The 18,254-nt window shown below is 69.7% G+C and carries 18 protein-coding genes; 7 read left to right on the top strand and 11 right to left on the bottom strand.

What is annotated here, in order from left to right; genetic code table 11:
• Positions 1–43 precede the first annotated feature (43 nt).
• The 7 genes from ccsB to hemL all read right to left on the bottom strand — a co-directional run bounded on the left by ccsB (position 44) and on the right by hemL (position 7,801).
• Positions 44–1,120 carry a c-type cytochrome biogenesis protein CcsB gene (ccsB, locus tag O5O46_RS04325; protein ID WP_269853828.1) on the bottom strand — a complete coding sequence of 359 codons (1,077 nt, stop codon included), beginning with the start codon at positions 1,118–1,120 and terminating at the stop codon, positions 44–46.
• Positions 1,117–2,835: a cytochrome c biogenesis protein ResB gene (gene resB, locus O5O46_RS04330; protein WP_269853829.1), complete on the bottom strand. Its 1,719-nt coding sequence runs from the start codon at positions 2,833–2,835 to the stop codon at positions 1,117–1,119. The genes ccsB and resB overlap by 4 nt, the downstream gene beginning before the upstream one ends.
• 3 nt (positions 2,836–2,838) lie before the next feature.
• Positions 2,839–3,561: a cytochrome c biogenesis CcdA family protein gene (locus tag O5O46_RS04335; protein ID WP_269853928.1), complete on the bottom strand. Its 723-nt coding sequence runs from the start codon at positions 3,559–3,561 to the stop codon at positions 2,839–2,841.
• A 46-nt stretch (positions 3,562–3,607) separates the two neighbouring features.
• Positions 3,608–4,228: a TlpA family protein disulfide reductase gene (locus tag O5O46_RS04340; RefSeq protein ID WP_269853830.1), complete on the bottom strand. Its 621-nt coding sequence runs from the start codon at positions 4,226–4,228 to the stop codon at positions 3,608–3,610.
• Positions 4,229–4,391: 163 nt separating this feature from the next.
• Positions 4,392–5,621 (bottom strand): hypothetical protein, encoded by a 1,230-nt coding sequence (locus O5O46_RS04345; protein ID WP_269853831.1) that lies wholly within the window; start codon positions 5,619–5,621, stop codon positions 4,392–4,394.
• Between the two features lie 195 nt (positions 5,622–5,816).
• Positions 5,817–6,461 carry a histidine phosphatase family protein gene (locus O5O46_RS04350; protein ID WP_269853929.1) on the bottom strand — a complete coding sequence of 215 codons (645 nt, stop codon included), beginning with the start codon at positions 6,459–6,461 and terminating at the stop codon, positions 5,817–5,819.
• A gap of 32 nt (positions 6,462–6,493) precedes the next feature.
• Complete coding sequence (gene hemL, locus O5O46_RS04355; protein ID WP_269853930.1) at positions 6,494–7,801, bottom strand: glutamate-1-semialdehyde 2,1-aminomutase; 1,308 nt, start codon at positions 7,799–7,801, stop codon at positions 6,494–6,496.
• Between the two features lie 131 nt (positions 7,802–7,932).
• Here hemL and O5O46_RS04360 point away from each other — a divergent pair, with 131 nt between their 5' ends.
• A complete protein-coding gene (locus tag O5O46_RS04360; protein ID WP_269853931.1) occupies positions 7,933–8,502 on the top strand; it encodes a hypothetical protein in 570 nt (189 codons plus the stop codon).
• Positions 8,503–8,557: 55 nt separating this feature from the next.
• On the opposite strand, the gene O5O46_RS04365 is transcribed toward O5O46_RS04360, so the two are convergent.
• Both O5O46_RS04365 and O5O46_RS04370 read right to left on the bottom strand, forming a co-directional pair.
• Entirely contained in the window at positions 8,558–9,298 is a 741-nt protein-coding gene (locus O5O46_RS04365; RefSeq protein ID WP_269853832.1) for a helix-turn-helix domain-containing protein, read from the bottom strand.
• Positions 9,299–9,428: 130 nt separating this feature from the next.
• Positions 9,429–9,566, bottom strand: a complete 138-nt coding sequence (locus O5O46_RS04370) for a hypothetical protein (RefSeq protein ID WP_269853833.1) — start codon at positions 9,564–9,566, stop codon at positions 9,429–9,431.
• Positions 9,567–10,048: 482 nt separating this feature from the next.
• Here O5O46_RS04370 and O5O46_RS04375 point away from each other — a divergent pair, with 482 nt between their 5' ends.
• Both O5O46_RS04375 and O5O46_RS04380 read left to right on the top strand, forming a co-directional pair.
• Positions 10,049–10,804 carry an SDR family oxidoreductase gene (locus O5O46_RS04375; RefSeq protein WP_269853834.1) on the top strand — a complete coding sequence of 252 codons (756 nt, stop codon included), beginning with the start codon at positions 10,049–10,051 and terminating at the stop codon, positions 10,802–10,804.
• A 177-nt stretch (positions 10,805–10,981) separates the two neighbouring features.
• The gene (locus O5O46_RS04380; protein ID WP_269853835.1) at positions 10,982–11,308 is read left to right on the top strand and encodes a hypothetical protein; all 327 of its coding nucleotides are present in this window, start codon (positions 10,982–10,984) and stop codon (positions 11,306–11,308) included.
• 180 nt (positions 11,309–11,488) lie between these two features.
• On the opposite strand, the gene O5O46_RS04385 is transcribed toward O5O46_RS04380, so the two are convergent.
• The gene (locus O5O46_RS04385; RefSeq protein WP_269853836.1) at positions 11,489–12,682 is read right to left on the bottom strand and encodes an RtcB family protein; all 1,194 of its coding nucleotides are present in this window, start codon (positions 12,680–12,682) and stop codon (positions 11,489–11,491) included.
• Between the two features lie 221 nt (positions 12,683–12,903).
• Here O5O46_RS04385 and O5O46_RS04390 point away from each other — a divergent pair, with 221 nt between their 5' ends.
• From O5O46_RS04390 to O5O46_RS04405, 4 genes are all read left to right on the top strand, one after another.
• Positions 12,904–13,758, top strand: a complete 855-nt coding sequence (locus O5O46_RS04390; protein WP_269853837.1) for a hypothetical protein — start codon at positions 12,904–12,906, stop codon at positions 13,756–13,758.
• Between the two features lie 148 nt (positions 13,759–13,906).
• The gene (locus tag O5O46_RS04395) at positions 13,907–14,596 is read left to right on the top strand and encodes a DUF3558 family protein (protein WP_269853838.1); all 690 of its coding nucleotides are present in this window, start codon (positions 13,907–13,909) and stop codon (positions 14,594–14,596) included.
• Between the two features lie 82 nt (positions 14,597–14,678).
• Complete coding sequence (locus O5O46_RS04400) at positions 14,679–14,957, top strand: hypothetical protein (RefSeq protein ID WP_269853934.1); 279 nt, start codon at positions 14,679–14,681, stop codon at positions 14,955–14,957.
• Between the two features lie 151 nt (positions 14,958–15,108).
• On the top strand, positions 15,109–16,335 hold the full coding sequence (locus O5O46_RS04405; RefSeq protein ID WP_269853839.1) for a DUF2637 domain-containing protein: 1,227 nt from the start codon (positions 15,109–15,111) through the stop codon (positions 16,333–16,335).
• A gap of 110 nt (positions 16,336–16,445) precedes the next feature.
• On the opposite strand, the gene lysS is transcribed toward O5O46_RS04405, so the two are convergent.
• A complete protein-coding gene (lysS, locus tag O5O46_RS04410; RefSeq protein ID WP_269853840.1) occupies positions 16,446–18,116 on the bottom strand; it encodes a lysine--tRNA ligase in 1,671 nt (556 codons plus the stop codon).
• Positions 18,117–18,254: the final 138 nt, after the last annotated feature.

Raw genomic sequence — 18,254 nt, forward strand, 5'->3', positions numbered from 1 at the left:
GGGCCGAAGCCCAGACCCCCGGGAAAGGACCTTACGGTCGGGCTTACAGCCCGGCGTAGCTGTGCTTGCCGACGATGAAGATGTTGACGCAGTAGTAGTTGAACAGGAAGCAGCCGAAGGCGATCAGGCACAGGTAGGCCGCCTTGCGGCCCTTCCAGCCCGCGGTGGCACGGGCATGCAGGTAGCACGCGTACGCGACCCAGGTGATGAACGACCAGGTCTCCGTGGGGTCCCAGCCCCAGTACCGGCCCCATGCCGACTCGGCCCAGATCGATCCCGCGATGATGGTGAACGTCCACAGCGGGAAGATCGCCGCGTTGATCCGGTACGCGAACTTGTCCAGCGTCGCCGCGGCGGGCAGCCGCTCCAGCAGGAAGTCCAGCCTGCCCAGCCGCCCCTGCTCGCCGCGCAGCTCGTATCCGTCACGGAAGAGGTAGAGGAAGGTGGCCAGCGCACCCAGGTGGAACGCGGCGCCGCAGATGATCGCGCAACTGACGTGGATCCACAGCCAGTACGAGTGCAGCGCCGGCACCAGCTGGTCGGAGTCCGCGTACAGCACCGTGACCGCCAGACCCAGGTCCAGCAGCACCGAGGTGATCAGGAACAGCCCGACCCAGCGGACGTTCTTGCCGAGCGCCAGCAGCAACAGGTACAGGCCGATGGCGACCAGGCCCAGCGTCGTGGAGAACTCGTACATGTTGCCCCACGGCGCCCGCCCCACGGACAGCGCGCGGGCCACCACTCCGCCGAGGTGCAGCAGCCAGGCGAGCACGGTCAGCGAGATGGCGATACGCCCGTACAGGTCGCCCTTCTCGCTGCCGCCCGCGGCGCCCGGGCCGTCGGTGGCGCCCCGGTCGTCCGAACCGTCCCGGGTCACCACCTTCGGCCGGTCCAGCACGGTGGTACCGCCGCCGCGCTGCGTCACCCGAACCGCCGGAGCGGCGGGCGCGGCGGCCGACTCGGTGACCGCCCGCGCGGTGCGCGCCACCCGGCTGCGGCTGCCGAAGGTCCACTCGGCGATGTGGGCGAGGAAGGCCAGGGTGTAGACGGTGATCGCCGAATACACCAGGTAGTTGCTGATACTGGCCAAGCTCTCATTGACCCCGGCAGCGATGGTCACGACTGCTCCTTGTCCGAGTGGTCCCCATCTGACAGGGAATCCGGCTGGGATTCTTGCGGTTCTTCGGCCGCGGTGGGCGCCTTGGCGTGTACGGCCGACACCAGCACCGCCAGTTCCTCGGCGACCTTCCGCGACTCGCTGCGGCCGAGCCCGGCCAGCTCGACGAGGGTGCGCCCGTCCTCCGTGCGCCGAGCCCGTACCCACACCCGGCGGCGCTGGATGAACAGCGACCCGGCGAGCCCGAGCAGCATGCACACGGCGCTGCCGAGGGCGAGCGAGTTGCCCGGCTGGTGGACGATCTCGAAGTTGGCCCACTGGTCGACGCGGTTGAGCGTGATCGACCCGGCGCCGTTCGGCAGCGTCCAGGTGTCGCCGGGCACCATCAGTTTGCGGACCGGGTTGCCCTTGTCGTCCGTGAACTGCTTGAGGTTCTTGTTGGTCGTGTCGAGCGTGTAGACGTTCTGCGCCAGACCGCTGTCCATGCCCAGGTCGCCGTGGTAGCCGGTGATGAACAGCGCGGGGCGGTCCAGCGCCGGGAAGACCGAGTGCGGGCCGTTCACCGGGTCGATCGCCATCGTCGGGGTGAACAGTCCGGCGAAGCCGAGCTGGTCGCGCTTACCGTCCTTGCCCACCGCGTCCGGCACCTTGACGACGCCCTGCGAGGTGACGTTTCCGTCCAGCGGCAGGAACGGCACCGGGCCGCTGTAGGCGACGTTGCCCTGGCCGTCCCGGACCGTCACCACCATCGAGTAGCCGTGCGAGGTCAGATAGACCTTGTTGCCCGCCACGTTCAGCGGGTCGTTGACGTGGATGGTCCGCTTGTGGCTCTTGCCGTCCGGGCCGAAGTAGGTGACGTCGGCGGAGTAGCTGCGCGGCGTGCCCTTCTGCGGTCCCGAATCCTCGTACGTGGCGTGGAACGCGTTCAGCCTGAAGCCGAACGGGGCCATGTTGTCCGGGTCGAAGAAGGCGCCGTGCCTGAGGTCGTCGTACTGCGTCTGGTTGTTGGTGAAACCGCCGCCGGTGACGACCAGCTTGTTGCCGTCCGACTTGTACAGCGTGCCGATGGCGAACGCGATCAGCAGCCCGAACAGGGCGATGTGGAAGACCAGGTTCCCGGCCTCGCGCAGATAGCCCTTCTCGGCGGCGACCGATTCCTCGCCGGACGCCACCCGGAAGCGCCGGCCGCGCAGCGTGTCGCGGGCCGAGTCGAGCACGTCCTGCGGCGTGGCGTCGGTGCGCCAGGTCGCGTAGGCGGGCATCCGGTCCAGCTTGCGCGGGGCGCGCGGCGGCTGGGAGCGCAGCTGGCCGACGAACTGCCAGCTGCGCGGGATGATGCAGCCCGCCAGCGAGACGAACAGCAGGATGTAGATCGCGGAGAACCACACCGAGCTGTAGACGTGGAACAGCCCGAGCTTGGTGTAGATCGGGCCGAGCGTGGTGTGGTTCTTCAGGAAGTCCGAGACCTTGACCGGGTCGGTGCCCTCCTGCGGGACCAGCGAGCCGGGGATGGCCGCCAGCGACAGCAGGAACAGCAGGATCAGCGCGACCCGCATCGACGTCAACTGCCGCCAGAACCAGCGCAGCCAGCCGATGACGCCGAGCTTCGGCAGGTTCGGAGCGTCGCCGGTGGTGTCGCCGTCCTCACGCGGCGCGGTGCTCAGCGCCTCGGCGGCGCCGTCCGCACCGGTGCCGGTGCTGGTGTCCGTCGTGCTCATCAATCAGATCCCCACATTGAAGCCGGTGGCCCAGGTCTGCATCTGGGAGACGATCCGGTCCCAGGCCCCCGTCACCAGCAGCACACCGACCACCACCAGCATGCCGCCGCCGATCCGCATCACCCATGCGTAGTGCCGCTTGACGAACGCGAAGGCGCCGAGCGCCCGTCGGAACGCTATCGCGGCGACGATGAACGGCAGCCCGAGGCCGATGCAGTAGACGGCGGTGAGCAGGGCACCGCGGGCCGCGCTCGCCTGGTTGAAGGAGAGCGCCTGGACCGCGGCGAGCGTCGGTCCCAGGCAGGGCGTCCAGCCGAGCCCGAACAGCACACCGAGCACCGGCGCCCCGGCCAGCCCGATCGACGGACGCTTGTGCAGCCGGAACTCGCGCTGGAACAGGCCCGGCAGCAGGCCCATGAAGGCCACGCCGAGCAGGATGGTGAGCGCGCCGAGCACCATGGTGATGGTGCCCTTGTACTGCTGGAGGGTGTAGCCGAAGCCGCCGAACAGCGTGCCGCCGGAGACGAAGACGGCGGTGAAGCCCAGTACGAACAGCGAGGCCCCGGCGGCCATCCGGCCGCGCTTGGCGTTGCCCAGGTCGGCTCCGGAGACACCGGTCACATAGGAGAGGTAGCCGGGCACCAGCGGCAGTACGCACGGCGAGAAGAACGACGCCAGACCGCCGATGAGCGCCACCGGGACGGCCAGCAGCAGCGCCCCGGTCATCACCGTCTGGTTGGGCGCGTCGATGGCGGCGGCCAGGAACGTCACGTCACTTCTCCGCGACGATCGGGTCGAGCGCCTTGCGCAGCTGGTCGGTGGTGAGCGCGGTGAGCGCGCGTACCGCGATCTTCTGGTCGCGGTCGATGATCAGGGTGGTGGGGATGGACTGCGGGGGCAGGCTGCCGCGCGGGAACTTCACCAGCAGGTTGCCGTCCGGGTCGTAGAAGCTCGGGTACGTGATGCCGAAGCTGTGCTCGAAGCTCTTGGACTGGGCGGTGCTGTAGTCGCGGATGTTGATGCCGACGAACTGCACGCCCTTGGCGGCGGTGTCCTTGGCGACCTCGGCGAGGTTGGGGGCCTCGGCGCGGCACGGGTCGCACCACGATCCCCACACGTTCAGGACGACGACCTTGCCCTTGAACTGGGAGAGCGACAGCTGCTGGCCGTCGACCGTCGCGCCGGAGATGTCGGGGGCGGCGGGGCGCTCACCCTTGGGCAGGGTGGTGATCTGGCCGGTGCCCTGGACGAACTTGGTGTCCGACGAGCCCGAGGACGACCCCCCGGACACCGAACCGCATCCGGCCAGTGCCAGCACAAGAGCGGCTCCCGTGACCAGCGCGGCTACGGCGCGGCGGCGGGGGCCCGATTGCGGGAGGCGCGTCAGACTCATGTGAAAAGTTTCGCATGCGGCTCCCCCCGTCCTTTAGCACCCCCCACCATTCCCCTTCAACCCCCACCCCACCAGCAAGGACGCCCCGCCTCTAGCGAGCCGGACCGCACCTCAGCCGCCCCGGGGGCGCCGCCACCCGGCCGGTCGCGGAGCCCCCGCGAGGTCAGACGGACTGGGTGAAGGACTTCCAGCCCTCTTTCGGCTTTTCGCCGACGTTCAGCGACCGGAGCTTCGCCAGAAGCTTCGGGTCCTGCGCGTCAAGCCAGTTCACATACTGCTTGAACGACACCAACCGCACATCCGACCGCTTCTCGTCCGCGATCTGCTTGAACGCCTCCTCGACGGCGTCCATGTATATCCCGCCGTTCCACTGCTCGAAGTGGTTGCCGATGTAGAACGGCGCGCGGTTCGTCTCGTACGCCCGCTGGAAGCCCTGCACATACGCCTCGGTCGCCTGCTGGCGCCAGCCGGGGTAGTTGCGCGGGTCGCTCTTTGTGGCGTTCTGCGACTGGTTGTACAGCATGTTGAAGTCCATCGACAGGACCTCGAACTTCCGCCCGGGGAACGGTACCGCCTGCAACGGAAGGTCCCAGATGCCGTGCTTCTTCGTCGGCCATATCTGCAAACCACCGGGCGAGCTGGCGTCGTACCGGAAGCCGAGCTTCTTGGCGGTCGGCAGCCAGTTGTCCTGCCCGAGCAGACACGGCGTCCGGCCGCCGACCATCTCCTTGCGGTAGTCGAACGGCAGCGACTGCACATCGGTGAAGCCGGTGTTCGTCTTCCACTTGGTGACGAAGTCGACCGCCTGCTGGATCTCGCTCTCCCACTGCGCCGGAGTCCAGTGCGCGACCGAACCGTGGCCGTCGCAGAAGTGACCGTTGAAGTGGGTGCCTATCTCGTGCCCCTCAAGCCACGCCGCGCGCACCTGCTCAAGGGTCATCTTGATGTGCCTGTCGCTGAAGTACCCGATCGCCGAGGCGCCCACCGGGTTGTTCGGCGGCCGGTACAGGTGCTTCTTCGACTCCGGCAGGCAGTAGAGGCCGGACAGGAAGAAGGTCATCTTCGCGTTGTGGTCCTGCGCCAGCTTGCGGAAGCGCTGGAACAGCCCGTTGTCGAGTTCGCCCGCGCCGTCCCAGGAGAAGATGACGAACTGCGGGGGTGTCTGGCCGGGTTCCAGCCGCTCGACGGTCGGCTGGAACGGCTGCGGCCCGGTGTCGGAGGTCGAGCCGTCACCGATCGGCGTGCCGGCGGGCTGGCTCGGGTCGGCGGCGCCACCCGCCGGGCCGGCCGTGTTGGGTTTTGACGAGCCGCTGCCGTTGGAGCAACCGACGGCCGCGCCCATCGCGGCCCCCGCGGTCAAAGTGAGCAAGCCCCTTCGGGTCATCGAACGCATGCTGTTTCCCGCCGTCCGCGGTCGTGTTCCTACTGCCGTCGTCACATCGCTGTGGGCGCGCTATGTCCACGCACACGGGATAAGACGGCATGCTTCCACCCGCGGTTCCTGGCCAGTTGGCGGAAAATCACACCGCGGCCGGGTGACGGGAAACCGCCACCCGGCCGCTACACGTTCTTCAGGGAACCGCTACCGCTACGCCCCGAACCCCTTGGTGCCGCCCTTCGCCTTGGCACCCGCCAGCAGGTGCGCGGGCACCAGATCGCGGGCCGGCTCGCTGTAGCCCACCGAAACGATCTTGTCGCCGCGGTACGTGAAGCTGGTCAGACTCGCCAGCGTGCACTGCCTCTTGCGCGGGTCGTGCCACAGCCGCCGCCGCTCCGCGAAGCTGCGCACCACCCAGATCGGCAACTGGTGGCTGACGCACACCGCTTCGTGCCCGCGGGCCGCGTCCCGCGCCGCGCCGAGCGCCGCCATCATCCGTACGACCTGCTCGATGTACGGCTCACCCCAGCTGGGCTTGAAGGGGTTTGTCAGGTATTTCCAGTTTGCCGGTTTCTTCAGCGCGCCGTCGCCGACGCCGAAGGTCTTGCCCTGGAAGACGTTGGCCGCCTCGATCAGCCGCTCGTCGGTGGCGACGGCCAGCTCGTGGGCGGCGGCGATCGGCGCCGCGGTCTCCTGCGCCCGCTCCAGCGGTGACGCCACCACGTAGCGGATGTCGCGGTCCGCGAGGTGCTCGGCGACCCGGTCGGCCATCTTCCGGCCGAGCTCGGAGAGGTGGTACCCGGGCAGCCGCCCGTACAGCAGGCCCTCCGGGTTGTGCACCTCACCGTGCCGCATCAGGTGGACGACCGTGATGTCCTGGTTGTCGCTCACTGGGTGGCCTCCGCCGCTGCCGTTGCGGCGGCCGGAAGCGCCGCCGCGATGCGCTCGATCGCCGCGTCGTCGTGCGACGCGGAGACGAACCAGGACTCGAACGCCGACGGCGGCAGATAGACGCCCTGCGCCAGCATCGAGTGGAAGAACGCGGTGAACCGGAACGCCTCCTGCGCCCTGGCCTCGTCGTAGTTGGTCACCGGCCGCTCGGTGAAGAACACCGAGAACATGTTCCCCGCGGTCTGCACCCGGTGCGGCACGCCCGCCTTGTTCAGTGCCTCGCCGACCAGCTCGGCCACCTGGCCCGCCACCGCGTCCACCCGCTGGTACACCGCGTCGTCCAGCAGCCGCAGCTGCGCCAGGCCCGCCGCGGTCGCCACCGGGTTACCGGACAGCGTGCCCGCCTGGTAGACCGGCCCGGCCGGGGCGAGGTGCGCCATCACATCGGCCCGGCCGCCGAACGCCGCCGCCGGGAAGCCGCCGCCCATCACCTTGCCGAAGGTCATCAGGTCCGGAGTGACCCCGTCGATCCCGTACCAGCCCGCCTTGGAGACCCGGAAGCCGGTCATCACCTCGTCGGAGATGTACAACGCGCCATTGTTGCGGCACAGATCGGCCAAACCCTGGTTGAAGCCGGGCAGCGGCGGAACGACGCCCATGTTGCCCGGTGACGCCTCGGTGATCACACAGGCGATCTCGCCCGGGTGCGCCGCGAACGCCGCGCGGACAGCGTCCAGGTCGTTGTACGGCAGCACGATCGTCTCGCCCGCCTGGGCACCGGTCACGCCCGGGGTGTCCGGCAGGCCGAACGTCGCCACGCCCGAGCCCGCCGCGGCCAGCAGGGCGTCCACGTGCCCGTGGTAGCAGCCCGCGAACTTGATCACCTTCGCCCGGCCGGTGAACCCGCGGGCCAGCCGGATCGCCGACATCGTCGCCTCGGTGCCCGACGAGACCAGCCGCACCTGCTCGACCGGCGCCACCCGGGCCACGATCTCCTCGGCTAGCTCCACCTCGCCCTGACCGGGCGTGCCGAAGGACGTACCGCGCGCAACCGCGGCCTGCACGGCGTCGATCACGGCCGGGTGCGCGTGGCCGAGGATCATCGGACCCCACGAGCACACCAGGTCCACGTAGTCCCGGCCGTCGGCATCGGTGAGGTACGGACCGGAACCGGACACCATGAAACGGGGCGTACCGCCCACGGCCCGGAATGCGCGGACCGGAGAGTTCACGCCACCAGGCGTCACAGCGGCAGCCCGGTCGAAGAGGGTCTGCGAGACTGGTGCTTCGTACGCGTAGGGAATGCTCACATACACATGGTCTCAGAGGCTTGAACCGTTTCGCCGGGGCGGGCGTTTCATCATCAGGTCTCGACCTCGTATCTGAGACGATGATCGGGTTGCGCGGTTGGGCTTGCGAATGGTCGGGTAGTGAAATGCAGCCAGGTGGCGAACTGGGCGAGGGGACGGGCGACCGTGAACCCCAGCACGCCCGCCCCACCGGCAAACGGCGCCGACCCGCCGGAACGGGGCGCCAGCGAGCCGCGGAGGGTGGAAACAGGGGTGGCCGAGTGGGGGTGACCTACAAGTATTTCGGCGCGCCTGACGGCGCCACGGCGGCCCGGGTACCGATCTCCATGCGGCCCGAGGAGCTCGGTGGCGATGAGCTCGGCAATGGAATGTTCACCAAGGTCAAACCGGAAACGATGGCGGCGATGGTGCTCACCGGCATCGAGGGCATACCCCTGGCCAAGGTGCCGCCGCTGGAACTCGTGGTGCTTCACCCGGATTACGCCGTGGTGAAACTGCCCGTCAATGTCGTCGAACCGCTCCGCAAGGCAGGCGAGGAACAACTGGGCGCCGCCGCCTTCATCTGGTCCACCGTCCCGGACCGCCGTGGTCCGCGCGACGCCTTCGTGATCTACCAAATGCTCCACGAATGGCAGGACTTCGCCCAACGCTGCCACGAGACGGGGCATCAGATGTACTGCCTGGTCTGGCCGTAGGACCCGCCCCGGTCGGGGGGGCGGGTTCGGGCGCGCCTCGGTGGAGAGACCGTCCTCACGGCCCGCCGGTGTGGCAGGAACCGTGGTAGCGCTGGATCCAGTTGCCCTCGCCGATCCAGCCCTGAGCCGTCCGCATCATGCCGCTGACGATGACCGGCGGTTCGGGGGCGTAGAACACCTCGCTGGGCGAGTAGCGGGCGATGATGCTGTCGCGGTGCGGGGTGTCGAAGACCCGGACGTCGTCGCCGTTGCCGTCGGTCACCACGTACTTCCACGGGCAGAAGGTGCCGGTGGCCGCCGGGCTCGGGGCCACGCTGACCTGGGCGGGCGGCGACTGCGCCGCGGAGCTGCCGGAGTTCGAGGCGGCGGTGAGGGTGGCGCCCAGCGCGAAGCCGATGAACAGACCGACCGCCAGCCACAACCAGCCGGTGCGGCCCGGAGCCGAGGGGCGCCGCCGCCGTGGCCGCGGCGGATCGTCGCGCGCCGCGGCATCCGGCTCAGGACCGGGGGACGCGTCCGTGTCGAACGCCGTACCGCTTCTCTCCGCCATCGCGGCGGTCCATAACTGCCTTATCGACGCCGGATCTCCGCCCAGTGCGGCGCAGATCTTCTCCACCGTCGGCCAGGCGGGCACCGCCTGGCCGCGGAAGTAGCGCGAGAGCGTGGAGTCACTGATCGAGACGTCCCGTTCCACGGCCCGTAGCGTCCGGCCCGACAACTGGTGCATGGCGCGCAGGGCCTGGCCCAGCGCCTGGCGCGCCTGACGGTCCGAGTCGTCCGTCCGCGGCTGCTTCATAGCTGTCCCATGGCGTGCTTCACCTTGTCCCACCCCCGTTGTCCCCGCAGCTCACGAACCTAGTTCGTGCCGAAAAATCCCGTCAACGCCGTTCCGGGTTGCCTCACCATTCCTCTACCCGGAACCCTCATCAGCACGGCGTACGGCCGTTGCCCTCGCGCGGCCCGCCGTCGTCTTCGCCCGCGGGGGAGCCGAAGACGACGCGGGCCCGCGAGGGCGTTCCAGCAGGCACAGCGGTACGGGAGTTGGCGTGGGCGGTACGTCTCATGCCCGCAGGCCCGGCTACACCTCGTCGGCCGGTGACGGCAGTTGGCGCTCGCTGCCCAACGAGCCGACGTGCAGCGGCAGATGACGGGCACCCGCGTCGGTGGACGAGCGCGGCCAGCGAGGACAGCCGTCCGGCGAACCACCGAAGCACCCCTGGGGCCTGCCCGTTTCGTCCGGTGAACGGTCGCGGTACGCGCCAACTCCCCCCGAGTCGCGGACGGATCAGGGGTTCCGGTAGACCGTGCCGCAGCGGCGGCCCGGCCGCAGAGGTGCGCGCGGCGGGCAGCGGACGGCCGCGGGCAGCGCGGACGGTGCCGAACCGGATCGTGGACGTGGTGGCCACGATCGCCGCCAGCGGGGTCAGGCGGCTCAGGGCGGCGGCGCGCGGTGGTCGAGCCGCCGATTCAGCCGGGCCCAGTGAAACCGATCACGGCGTTACGCTGACCGCACGAAGGTCCGGACCGCATGAGGGAGACGCGCAGTATGAGCCGCCGCACCGCAGTAGTCACAGGAGCCAGCAGCGGCATCGGTGCCGCCACCGCCCGTCGGCTGGCCGCCTCCGGTTACCGGGTGGTACTCGCCGCGCGCCGTGCGGACCGCGTCGAGGGACTCGCCGCCGAACTGGTCAAGGAGGGCCGTGACGCGGTGGCGCAGGTGCTCGACGTGACCGACCGGGCGGCGGTCGAGGCGTTCGCGGCGGGGCTGGACCGCTGCGACGTACTGGTCAACAACGCGGGCGGTGCGCTCGGCGCCGACCGGATCGAGGCGGCGGACCCCGCGGACTGGCGCAGCATGTACGAGGTCAACGTGCTCGGGGTGCTGCACCTCACCCAGGCCCTGCTGCCCGCCCTGCGGGCCAGCGGCGACGGCACCATCGTGGTGCTGTCCTCGACCGCGGGCCTGGCCACCTACGAGGGCGGGGGCGGCTATGTCGCGGCCAAGCACGGTGCCCATGTGATCGCGGAGACGCTGCGCCTGGAACTGTGCGGCGAGCCGGTACGGGTGATCGAGATCGCCCCGGGCATGGTCAGGACCGAGGAGTTCGCGAAGAATCGTTTCGGGGGCGACGAGGAGAAGGCCGCGGCGGTCTACTCGGGGGTCGCCGAGCCGCTCACCGCCGAGGACGTCGCCGACACGGTGGACTGGGCGGTCACCCGCCCGTCGCACGTCAACATCGACCTGCTGGTGGTCCGGCCGCGGGCGCAGGCCTCCAACTACAAGGTGCACCGCGAGAACTGAGGCCCGACAGCCCCAACCGCCTTGTTCGGCGCTGTCGTTACCCATGCCCCGCGCCGTCGTTTCCCTTCACGTGCGTTCGCCGCGCGGGCCATCCAGCCCGCGCGGCCCGGCCCCAGAAGGAGAAGCGTCCTGCGCCTGCGTACCATCGCCAGCCTGTCCGCGACGGCGGCCCTCGCCTTGGGCGCCCTGGCCGCCGCGTCCCCCGCGTACGCGGCTGACCACGGCCCGACGCCCTACGAGGTCGTCAAGCACGGCGACCAGATCAGGATCTGCACCCGTGGCACGGTGTTCCGCGGTCTGGTGAGCCTGGGTTGCCGGGCGCCCTTCCACCATCTGGGGCCGCACACCACCTGGCACGATCTGCGGCAGGAGGATCCGGCGGTCGAGCCCATGCTGTGCAAGCCCGCCCTGGCGAACCGGGCGGTGGAACTGACCGAGGTCCACGCCCTCGGCTCCGGCGCGGCCTTCCAGTGCACCCCGGTCCCCCTCACCTGGCGGCCCTAGCAACCGGCCCGTCGGCGGTTCCCGGGACAGGTCCCCACGGCAACGACGGGTCGCGGCCCAGCCGTTGCCGCGTTCGGAAGGCCGATCGCTCACCGTGGCACAGAAGGCGGATGACGCACATGCGAGGCACGCGCGCCATCCGCACAGGGGGGCCGGGCACAACGAGCCGGTGGGCAGCCGCTATCCCTTCACGCAGATGACCTGCTTCAGCTTGGCCACGACCTCCACGAGGTCCCGCTGCTGGTCGATGACCTGATCGATCGGCTTGTACGCGCCGGGGATCTCGTCGATCACGCCGGAGTCCTTACGGCACTCCACACCGCGGGTCTGCTCGGCCAGGTCCTGCGTGGAGAACCGCTTCTTCGCCGCGTTGCGGCTCATCCGGCGGCCTGCGCCGTGCGAGGCCGAGTTGAAGGACGCCTCGTTGCCCAGGCCGCGCACGATGTAGGAACCGGTGCCCATGGAGCCGGGGATGATGCCGTAGTCCCCGTCGGCCGCCTTGATCGCGCCCTTGCGGGTGACGAGCAGCTCCACGCCCTCGTAGCGCTCCTCGCTGACGTAGTTGTGGTGGCAGGAGATCACCTCGTCGAAGGTCACGTTGGCCTTCTTGAACTCCCCGCGGATCACGTCCTGCGACAGCGCCATCATGATCGCGCGGTTGCGCTTCGCGTACTCCTGGGCCCAGAACAGATCGCGCCGGTAGGCGGCCATCTGCGGGGTGTCCGCGATGAACACCGCGAGGTCGCGGTCGACCAGGCCCTGGTTGTGCGGCAGCTTCTGGGCCTCGCCGATGTGGTACTCGGCCAGCTCCTTGCCGATGTTCCGTGACCCGGAGTGCAGCATGATCCACACGGCGTCGTCGGCGTCCAGGCACAGCTCCCAGAAGTGGTTGCCGGACCCCAGCGTTCCCATCTGCTTGGTGGCCCGCTCCTCGCGGAACCGGACCGCCTCCGCCAGCTGGCCGAACCCGGACCAGAACCCGTCCCAGTCCGCGGTGCGGAACCCGTGCAGCCGAAGCGGGTCCACCGGATCGCCGTGCATGCCGCGGCCCACCGGAATGGCCTGCTCGATCCTGGAACGCAGCCGGGAGAGGTCGCCGGGCAGGTCGTTGGCCGTCAGTGAGGTGCGTACCGCGCTCATCCCGCAGCCGATGTCGACGCCGACCGCGGCCGGGCAGACGGCGCCCTCCATGGCGATGACCGAGCCGACGGTCGCGCCCTTGCCGTAGTGCACGTCCGGCATCACCGCCAGGCCCTTGATCCACGGCAGCGTGGTGACGTTGCGCAGCTGCCGCATCGCCACGTCCTCCACGCCTGCCGGATCGGTCCACATGCGGATCGGCACCCGGACGCCGGGCACCTCGGTGTACGTCATCTCTCCCCCTGGGTTGGACTCACTGCTTTCAGTGTTGGACTTACCGGCTGAAAATAACGACAAACCGGGCAAAATCTAGCGCTTCTTAGTCAAAACAAGATTCGGGGGCGAAACAACCCAATCAACACCCGCGACCGGCGGCGCTGGCGATCTCTGCGGTAGACATTGTGTCCACGGGCCGCCCCACAGCGGCAACGCGTTTTCGAAAGGGGGCCAGGCCAGTGACGCCAAGGGGAGTGCCCGGCGAAGGGCTGACCGGCAACACGCCCAGGGCGCGCCGCACCGGAGCCATAGCGGGCGTCCTCTCGCTCACCGCCCTCGCCGCCCTCGTCGGCTGCTCCGGCCCCGGCGGCAACGGCAGCGCCACCGACAACTCCGGCCTCAGCAGTCGCAGCGACTCCGCGAGCGCCGCGCCGCCCGGCAAGTACCGCAACCTCCCGGAGCCCTGCGGCGCCGTGAGCTCCACCACGCTGCACCAGCTGCTGCCCAACTCACAGGACTACGACGGCCAGGCCACCCCCACGTTCGACACCGACCGCAGGGTCGGCTGCAAGTGGAGCGGCGCGGTCACCAGCGGCAACCGCTATCTGCACATCGACTTCGAGCGGGTGGTCAGCTACGACCCGGCCGTCAGCGACGAGGACAAGGCGGCGCAGGAGTACGAGCAGATGGCCGCCGCCGCCCACATCCCCGCCGAGTCGCCCACGCCCGGCGGCACCTCCGGCCAGAGCCCCGCGCCGAGCCAGCGACCGACCGCCGGCGCCAGCGCGACCCCCTCGCAGCCGTCGTCGAGCCCGTCCCCGTCCTCGGCGAGCGCCTCCGCGAGCACCGCGCCCGACACCGCGCCGCGCCGGGTCGGCGGCATCGGCGACGAGGCGTTCCTCAACGACGCGGTGATGACCCAGGGCTCCGGGGTGCACCGCGATGTGACGGTGGTGTTCCGCGCCGCCAACGTGCTGGTCACCATCGAGTTCTCGCAGTGGTCCACCAACGCGTCGGTGACCCCGCCGAGCGTCGACCTGCAACTCGGCGCGCACGGACTGGCGCAGGAACTGGCCAGGAAAATCGAGGAATAAGGCCCCACCGGACACCGGCGAGACGAATAGCACATTGAGTGCGTGGAAGGACAACGCGCCACGCCGAGCACGTATTGTGTCGGTTTACGGCTGCGGCCGGGACGGTCGCGCGTCACGCAACAACCGCCCCACGACGACAGAAGGACCCATGCACAGACCAGCTGCCCCGCACCTCGCCCGCCTGCTCGCGTGTGCCGCCGTGCCGGTGATGCTGCTCGCCGGCTGTTCCTCGGGCTCCGACTCAGGCGCCAAGAGCCAGCAGGGTCAGGCCGGATCGTCGTCCTCCGGTTCCTCCACGTCCACCGCCTCGCCCTCGCTCGCCCCGGCGAAGTACAAGACGCTGCCCGACCCCTGCAAGGCCATGTCGCAGGACACCGTCAACCACCTGGTGCAGAGCGCGAAGAACCCGAACGGCACGGCGGCCAACTCCAACGACCTCAAGGACCGCGGCGGCTGCTCCTGGAACGGTCTGGACGGCTACCAGTTCCGCTACCTGGACGACTCGTTCCAGCGGTTCGACTCGATCCCGAACGCGTCCGCCGACGACCAGGCCAAGTCCTCGTTCCAGCAGGCCGTGCAGACCACCACCGGCAAGGCGTCCAGCCCCAAGACCACGCAACTCAGCGGGCTCGGCGACAGCGCCACCCTGATCACCTGGGACGACAAGAAGGGCGACGACCCCTACCACAACGCGACGGTGGTGGCCCGGTCCGCCAACGTCGTGGTGGTGATCGACTTCAACGGCGCCGGCATGCAGGGTGATGACAAGCCCAAGGCCGACGAAATGGACAAGGACACCCAGCAGGCGGCCAAGGAAGCACTGGCCTCGCTGAAGTAACGGTTGAGTCCTCCCGCGCTCCGCGCCCGGCCCGTATGGCAGGCTGTGCCGCGCCAGTTGGCGAGCGCGGGAGGGCCGCGGGATGTCCGCGACACGGATGGACCGTAAGCACCGGTCGTCGGTCGGCGTCGTCGCCGCCGGGGCGATGGTCATCGCCGCGATCGGCTTCGCCGGTTCCTGCGCGGTGGTACGGGAGTTGCCGGCCGCCGCGACGATCGCGTTCAACGGTGCCGCGCCATGTGGGGGATTCGGGCTGTCCGTTGTCCACTCCGCAGCACCACCTCCCCGCCTGGCCACCCCAGCCGCAGTGGGCCCGCACGCTGTCGCGGCGCAGACCCGCTTCTCAGCCTGCCTCGCATGACGATCACCGGATGTGACCCCCACGCGGAGCGCGCCCCGGGAGGGCGACAACTTCCCGCTTCCGCGCGGACTCGTCCGTACCGGTCCACGCCGTCCCGTACGCATGTGCCAGGCTGTCGCCCGCAACAGACCGAACAGGGAGGGGTTCCCGAGTGGCCGCGCCACTGAAGGTCACACGCGCGCACCGAATACTCATCGGGGTAGTCGTCGCTGGTGCGCTGGTCATCGCCGGTATCGGCTTCGCCGGCTCTTACACGGCCGTGCGTGAGCTGGCCATCAGAAAGGGATTCGGCGAGTTCTCCTACTTCTTCCCGATCGGCATCGATGCGGGTATCTGTGTCCTGCTGGCTCTGGATCTGCTGCTGACCTGGATCCGCATGCCCTTCCCGCTGCTGCGGCAGACGGCGTGGTTGCTGACCATCGCGACCGTGGTGTTCAACGCCGCGGCGGCCTCCGACCCGCTGGGCATGGGGATGCACGCCGTCATCCCGGTGCTGTTCGTCGTCACCGTCGAGGCCGCCCGCCACGCTGTCGGGCGGATTGCCGACATCACCGCCGACAAGCACATGGAGGGCGTGCGCATCACGCGCTGGCTGCTGGCGCCGGTCCCGACGTTCCTGCTGTGGCGGCGGATGAAGCTGTGGGAGCTGCGCTCGTACGACCAGGTCATCAAGCTGGAGCAGGAGCGGCTCGTGTATCAGGCGCGGCTGCGGTCGCGGTTTGGGCGGAGTTGGCGGCGCAAGGCCCCGGTCGAGTCCCTGATGCCGCTGCGCCTCGCGCGGTACGGAGTGCCGCTGGCGGAGACCGCCCCCGCAGGCCTCGCGGCGGCGGGGATCGAGCCGCAGCTGCTGCCGGCCCAGCCCGCGGCGCCGGAGCTGGCGTCCAAGGCCGCCCCGGCCGAGGAGCCGGTCGTGGCTGCCGAGGAGGCGCCGAGCCAGTGGTTCGCCACGCCTCAGCATGTGCAGTACAGGGGCGACTACGACCCGAACTACGTGCCGTCCACGTACGTACCCGTGCGGGAGCACCAGCCCCGGTACGACGAGCAGCCGCAGCAGATCCCGGTGCCGGAGCCACGCGCGACGGAGCCCGAGCCGGTGCCAGCCCAGGCTCAGGCACCGGAGCCGCAGCTCCAGGTGCCGAACGGGGCGGGCGGTGTGCGGCCGTTGGGCAAGCGCGCGCAGGAGGGGGCGCCGTCGAAGGAGGATCTGTACCAGGTGTTCCGGCGCTCGATAGAGGAGGGCATGCCGACGCCGGGCGCCTTCGCCGCGAACGTCGAGGCCGAGTACGGGTTGCGCCTCCAGTCTCGCGAGCTGAACCAGTACATGGACCAGTTCACCGCCCGTTTCAACGACGAGCTGATGGAAGACCACATCGCGTAGGGCCAACAGCTGTGTCTGGTTGCGGTGGTTCCACACCGCCGGGCCGGAGCCCGGCGGTGTGGAACGGGCTGGAAACCGCTTGCCCGGGAACCACCGCCAGGGTCAACCCCCTAGCTGGCCGCCAGCAGTTCCCGAACCCGGTCGGCGCCGACCGCCAGCAGCAGGGTGGGCAGGCGCGGACCCGTGTCCCGGCCCACCAGCAGCTTGTACAGCAGGGCGAAGAACTGCCGCTGCGCGGCCTTCAGTTCCGGCGTCGGCTTGGCGTCCGCGGCCAGCCCGGCCTGCAGCTTGGGCACCGCGTAGACCAGCGTGGTCAGGCCGTCCAGCGACCAGTGCTCGTCCAGGCCGTCCACCAGCAGCTTGAGCGCCTCGCGGTCCGCGTCGCCGAGCGTGGCGAGGGTCTCGCGGTCCGGCTCGGTGCGCACCCGGGTGCGCTGCTCCTCGTCCACGTGCGTGGACACCCAGGACTCCGCCTTGTCCAGCCGCGGACGCGTCTCGTCCAGCGAGGAGATGGGGTCCTCGATGGTGAAGTCGCGCAGGATCCGCAGGGTCTGCTCCTCGTGTCCGGTGGTGATGTCGACCACCGAGGCGAGCGTCCGGAACGGCAACTTCCGCGGCGTGGTGGGCAGTTCACCGGCGGCGGTACGGGCGGCCCTGGAGTGGACCGCGATGTCCACCGGCGCGGCGGTGTCCGACTCGATCTTGCGCTCCAGCGCGTCCCACTCGTCGTAGGTGCGGCTGATCTCCTGGTCGAAGGAGATGTTGAAGGCCTGCTTGGGCTGGCGGCGGGCGTACAGCCAGCGCAGCAGCTGCGGCTCCATGATGCGCAGCGCGTCGCCCGCGGTGGGCACGCCGCCCTTGGAGCTGGACATCTTCGCCATGCCGCTGATGCCGACGAAGGAGTACGGCAGGTACACCGGCGGCAGCCCGTCGAACACCTCGCGCACCAGTTGGCCGCCGACGGTGAACGAGGAGCCCGGCGAGGAGTGGTCGACGCCACCGGACTCGAAGGTCACGCCCTCGTACGCCCAGCGCATCGGCCAGTCGACCTTCCACACCAGCTTGCCCTGGTCGTGGCTGTCCAGCCGGAACGACTCGCGGTGCCCGCAGGCCGTGCAGGTGTAGGAGATCTCGGTGGTCTCGTCGTCGTACGAGGTGACCTGGGTCAGATCGCGCCCGCACGCCCCGCAGTACGGCTTGTACGGGTAGTAGGCGGTGCCCGCGCCGCCCTCGTCGTCCTCGGCGGCGCCCTCCGAGCCCTCGTCGGTCTTGGCCTTCTTGGTGCGGTACCGGCCGAGCACCGCGTCGATCCGCTGCCGCTCGCGCATGGCGTGCAGGATCTGCTCGCGGTAGGCGCCCGAGGTGTACATCTCGGTCTGGCTGATCTCCCGGACCTCGACGCCCAGTTCCCGCAGCGCGGCCCTGAAGGGCGCCTTGAAGTGGTCGGACCAGCTGGCGTGCTCGCCGGTCGGGTCCGGGACGGAGGTCAGCGGACGGCCGATGTGCTCGGCGAAGGACTCCGGCTGCCCGGCCGGGACCTTGCGCAGCCGGTCGTAGTCGTCCCAGGACAGGATGTGCTCGCAGTCGATGCCACGCCGCTTGATCTCGTCGGCGACCAGGTGCGGGACCATGATCTCGCGCAGGTTGCCCAGGTGGATCGGGCCCGACGGGCTGATGCCGGAGGCGCAGACGATCTTTTTACCCGGAGCCCGCCGCTCGGCTTCCGCGATGACGTCGTCCGCAGCGCGGGCGACCCAGTCGGCTTCGGTGCTCTGAGCCACTGTCTCTGCTTCCTTCCGGTTGATCGGCAACCATCCTGCTGGGGAACGAGCCCTTACCGGCCACACGTCCCCAGTAGATTGTCCCATCCCTCGGGAGGCGCCCTTCGCCATGGGAGCCATGGGATACTCAGACACGAT

The organism is Streptomyces sp. RPT161 (assembly GCF_027533845.1).
GTDB classification, from domain to species: Bacteria; Actinomycetota; Actinomycetes; order Streptomycetales; family Streptomycetaceae; genus Streptantibioticus_A; species Streptantibioticus_A silvisoli_A.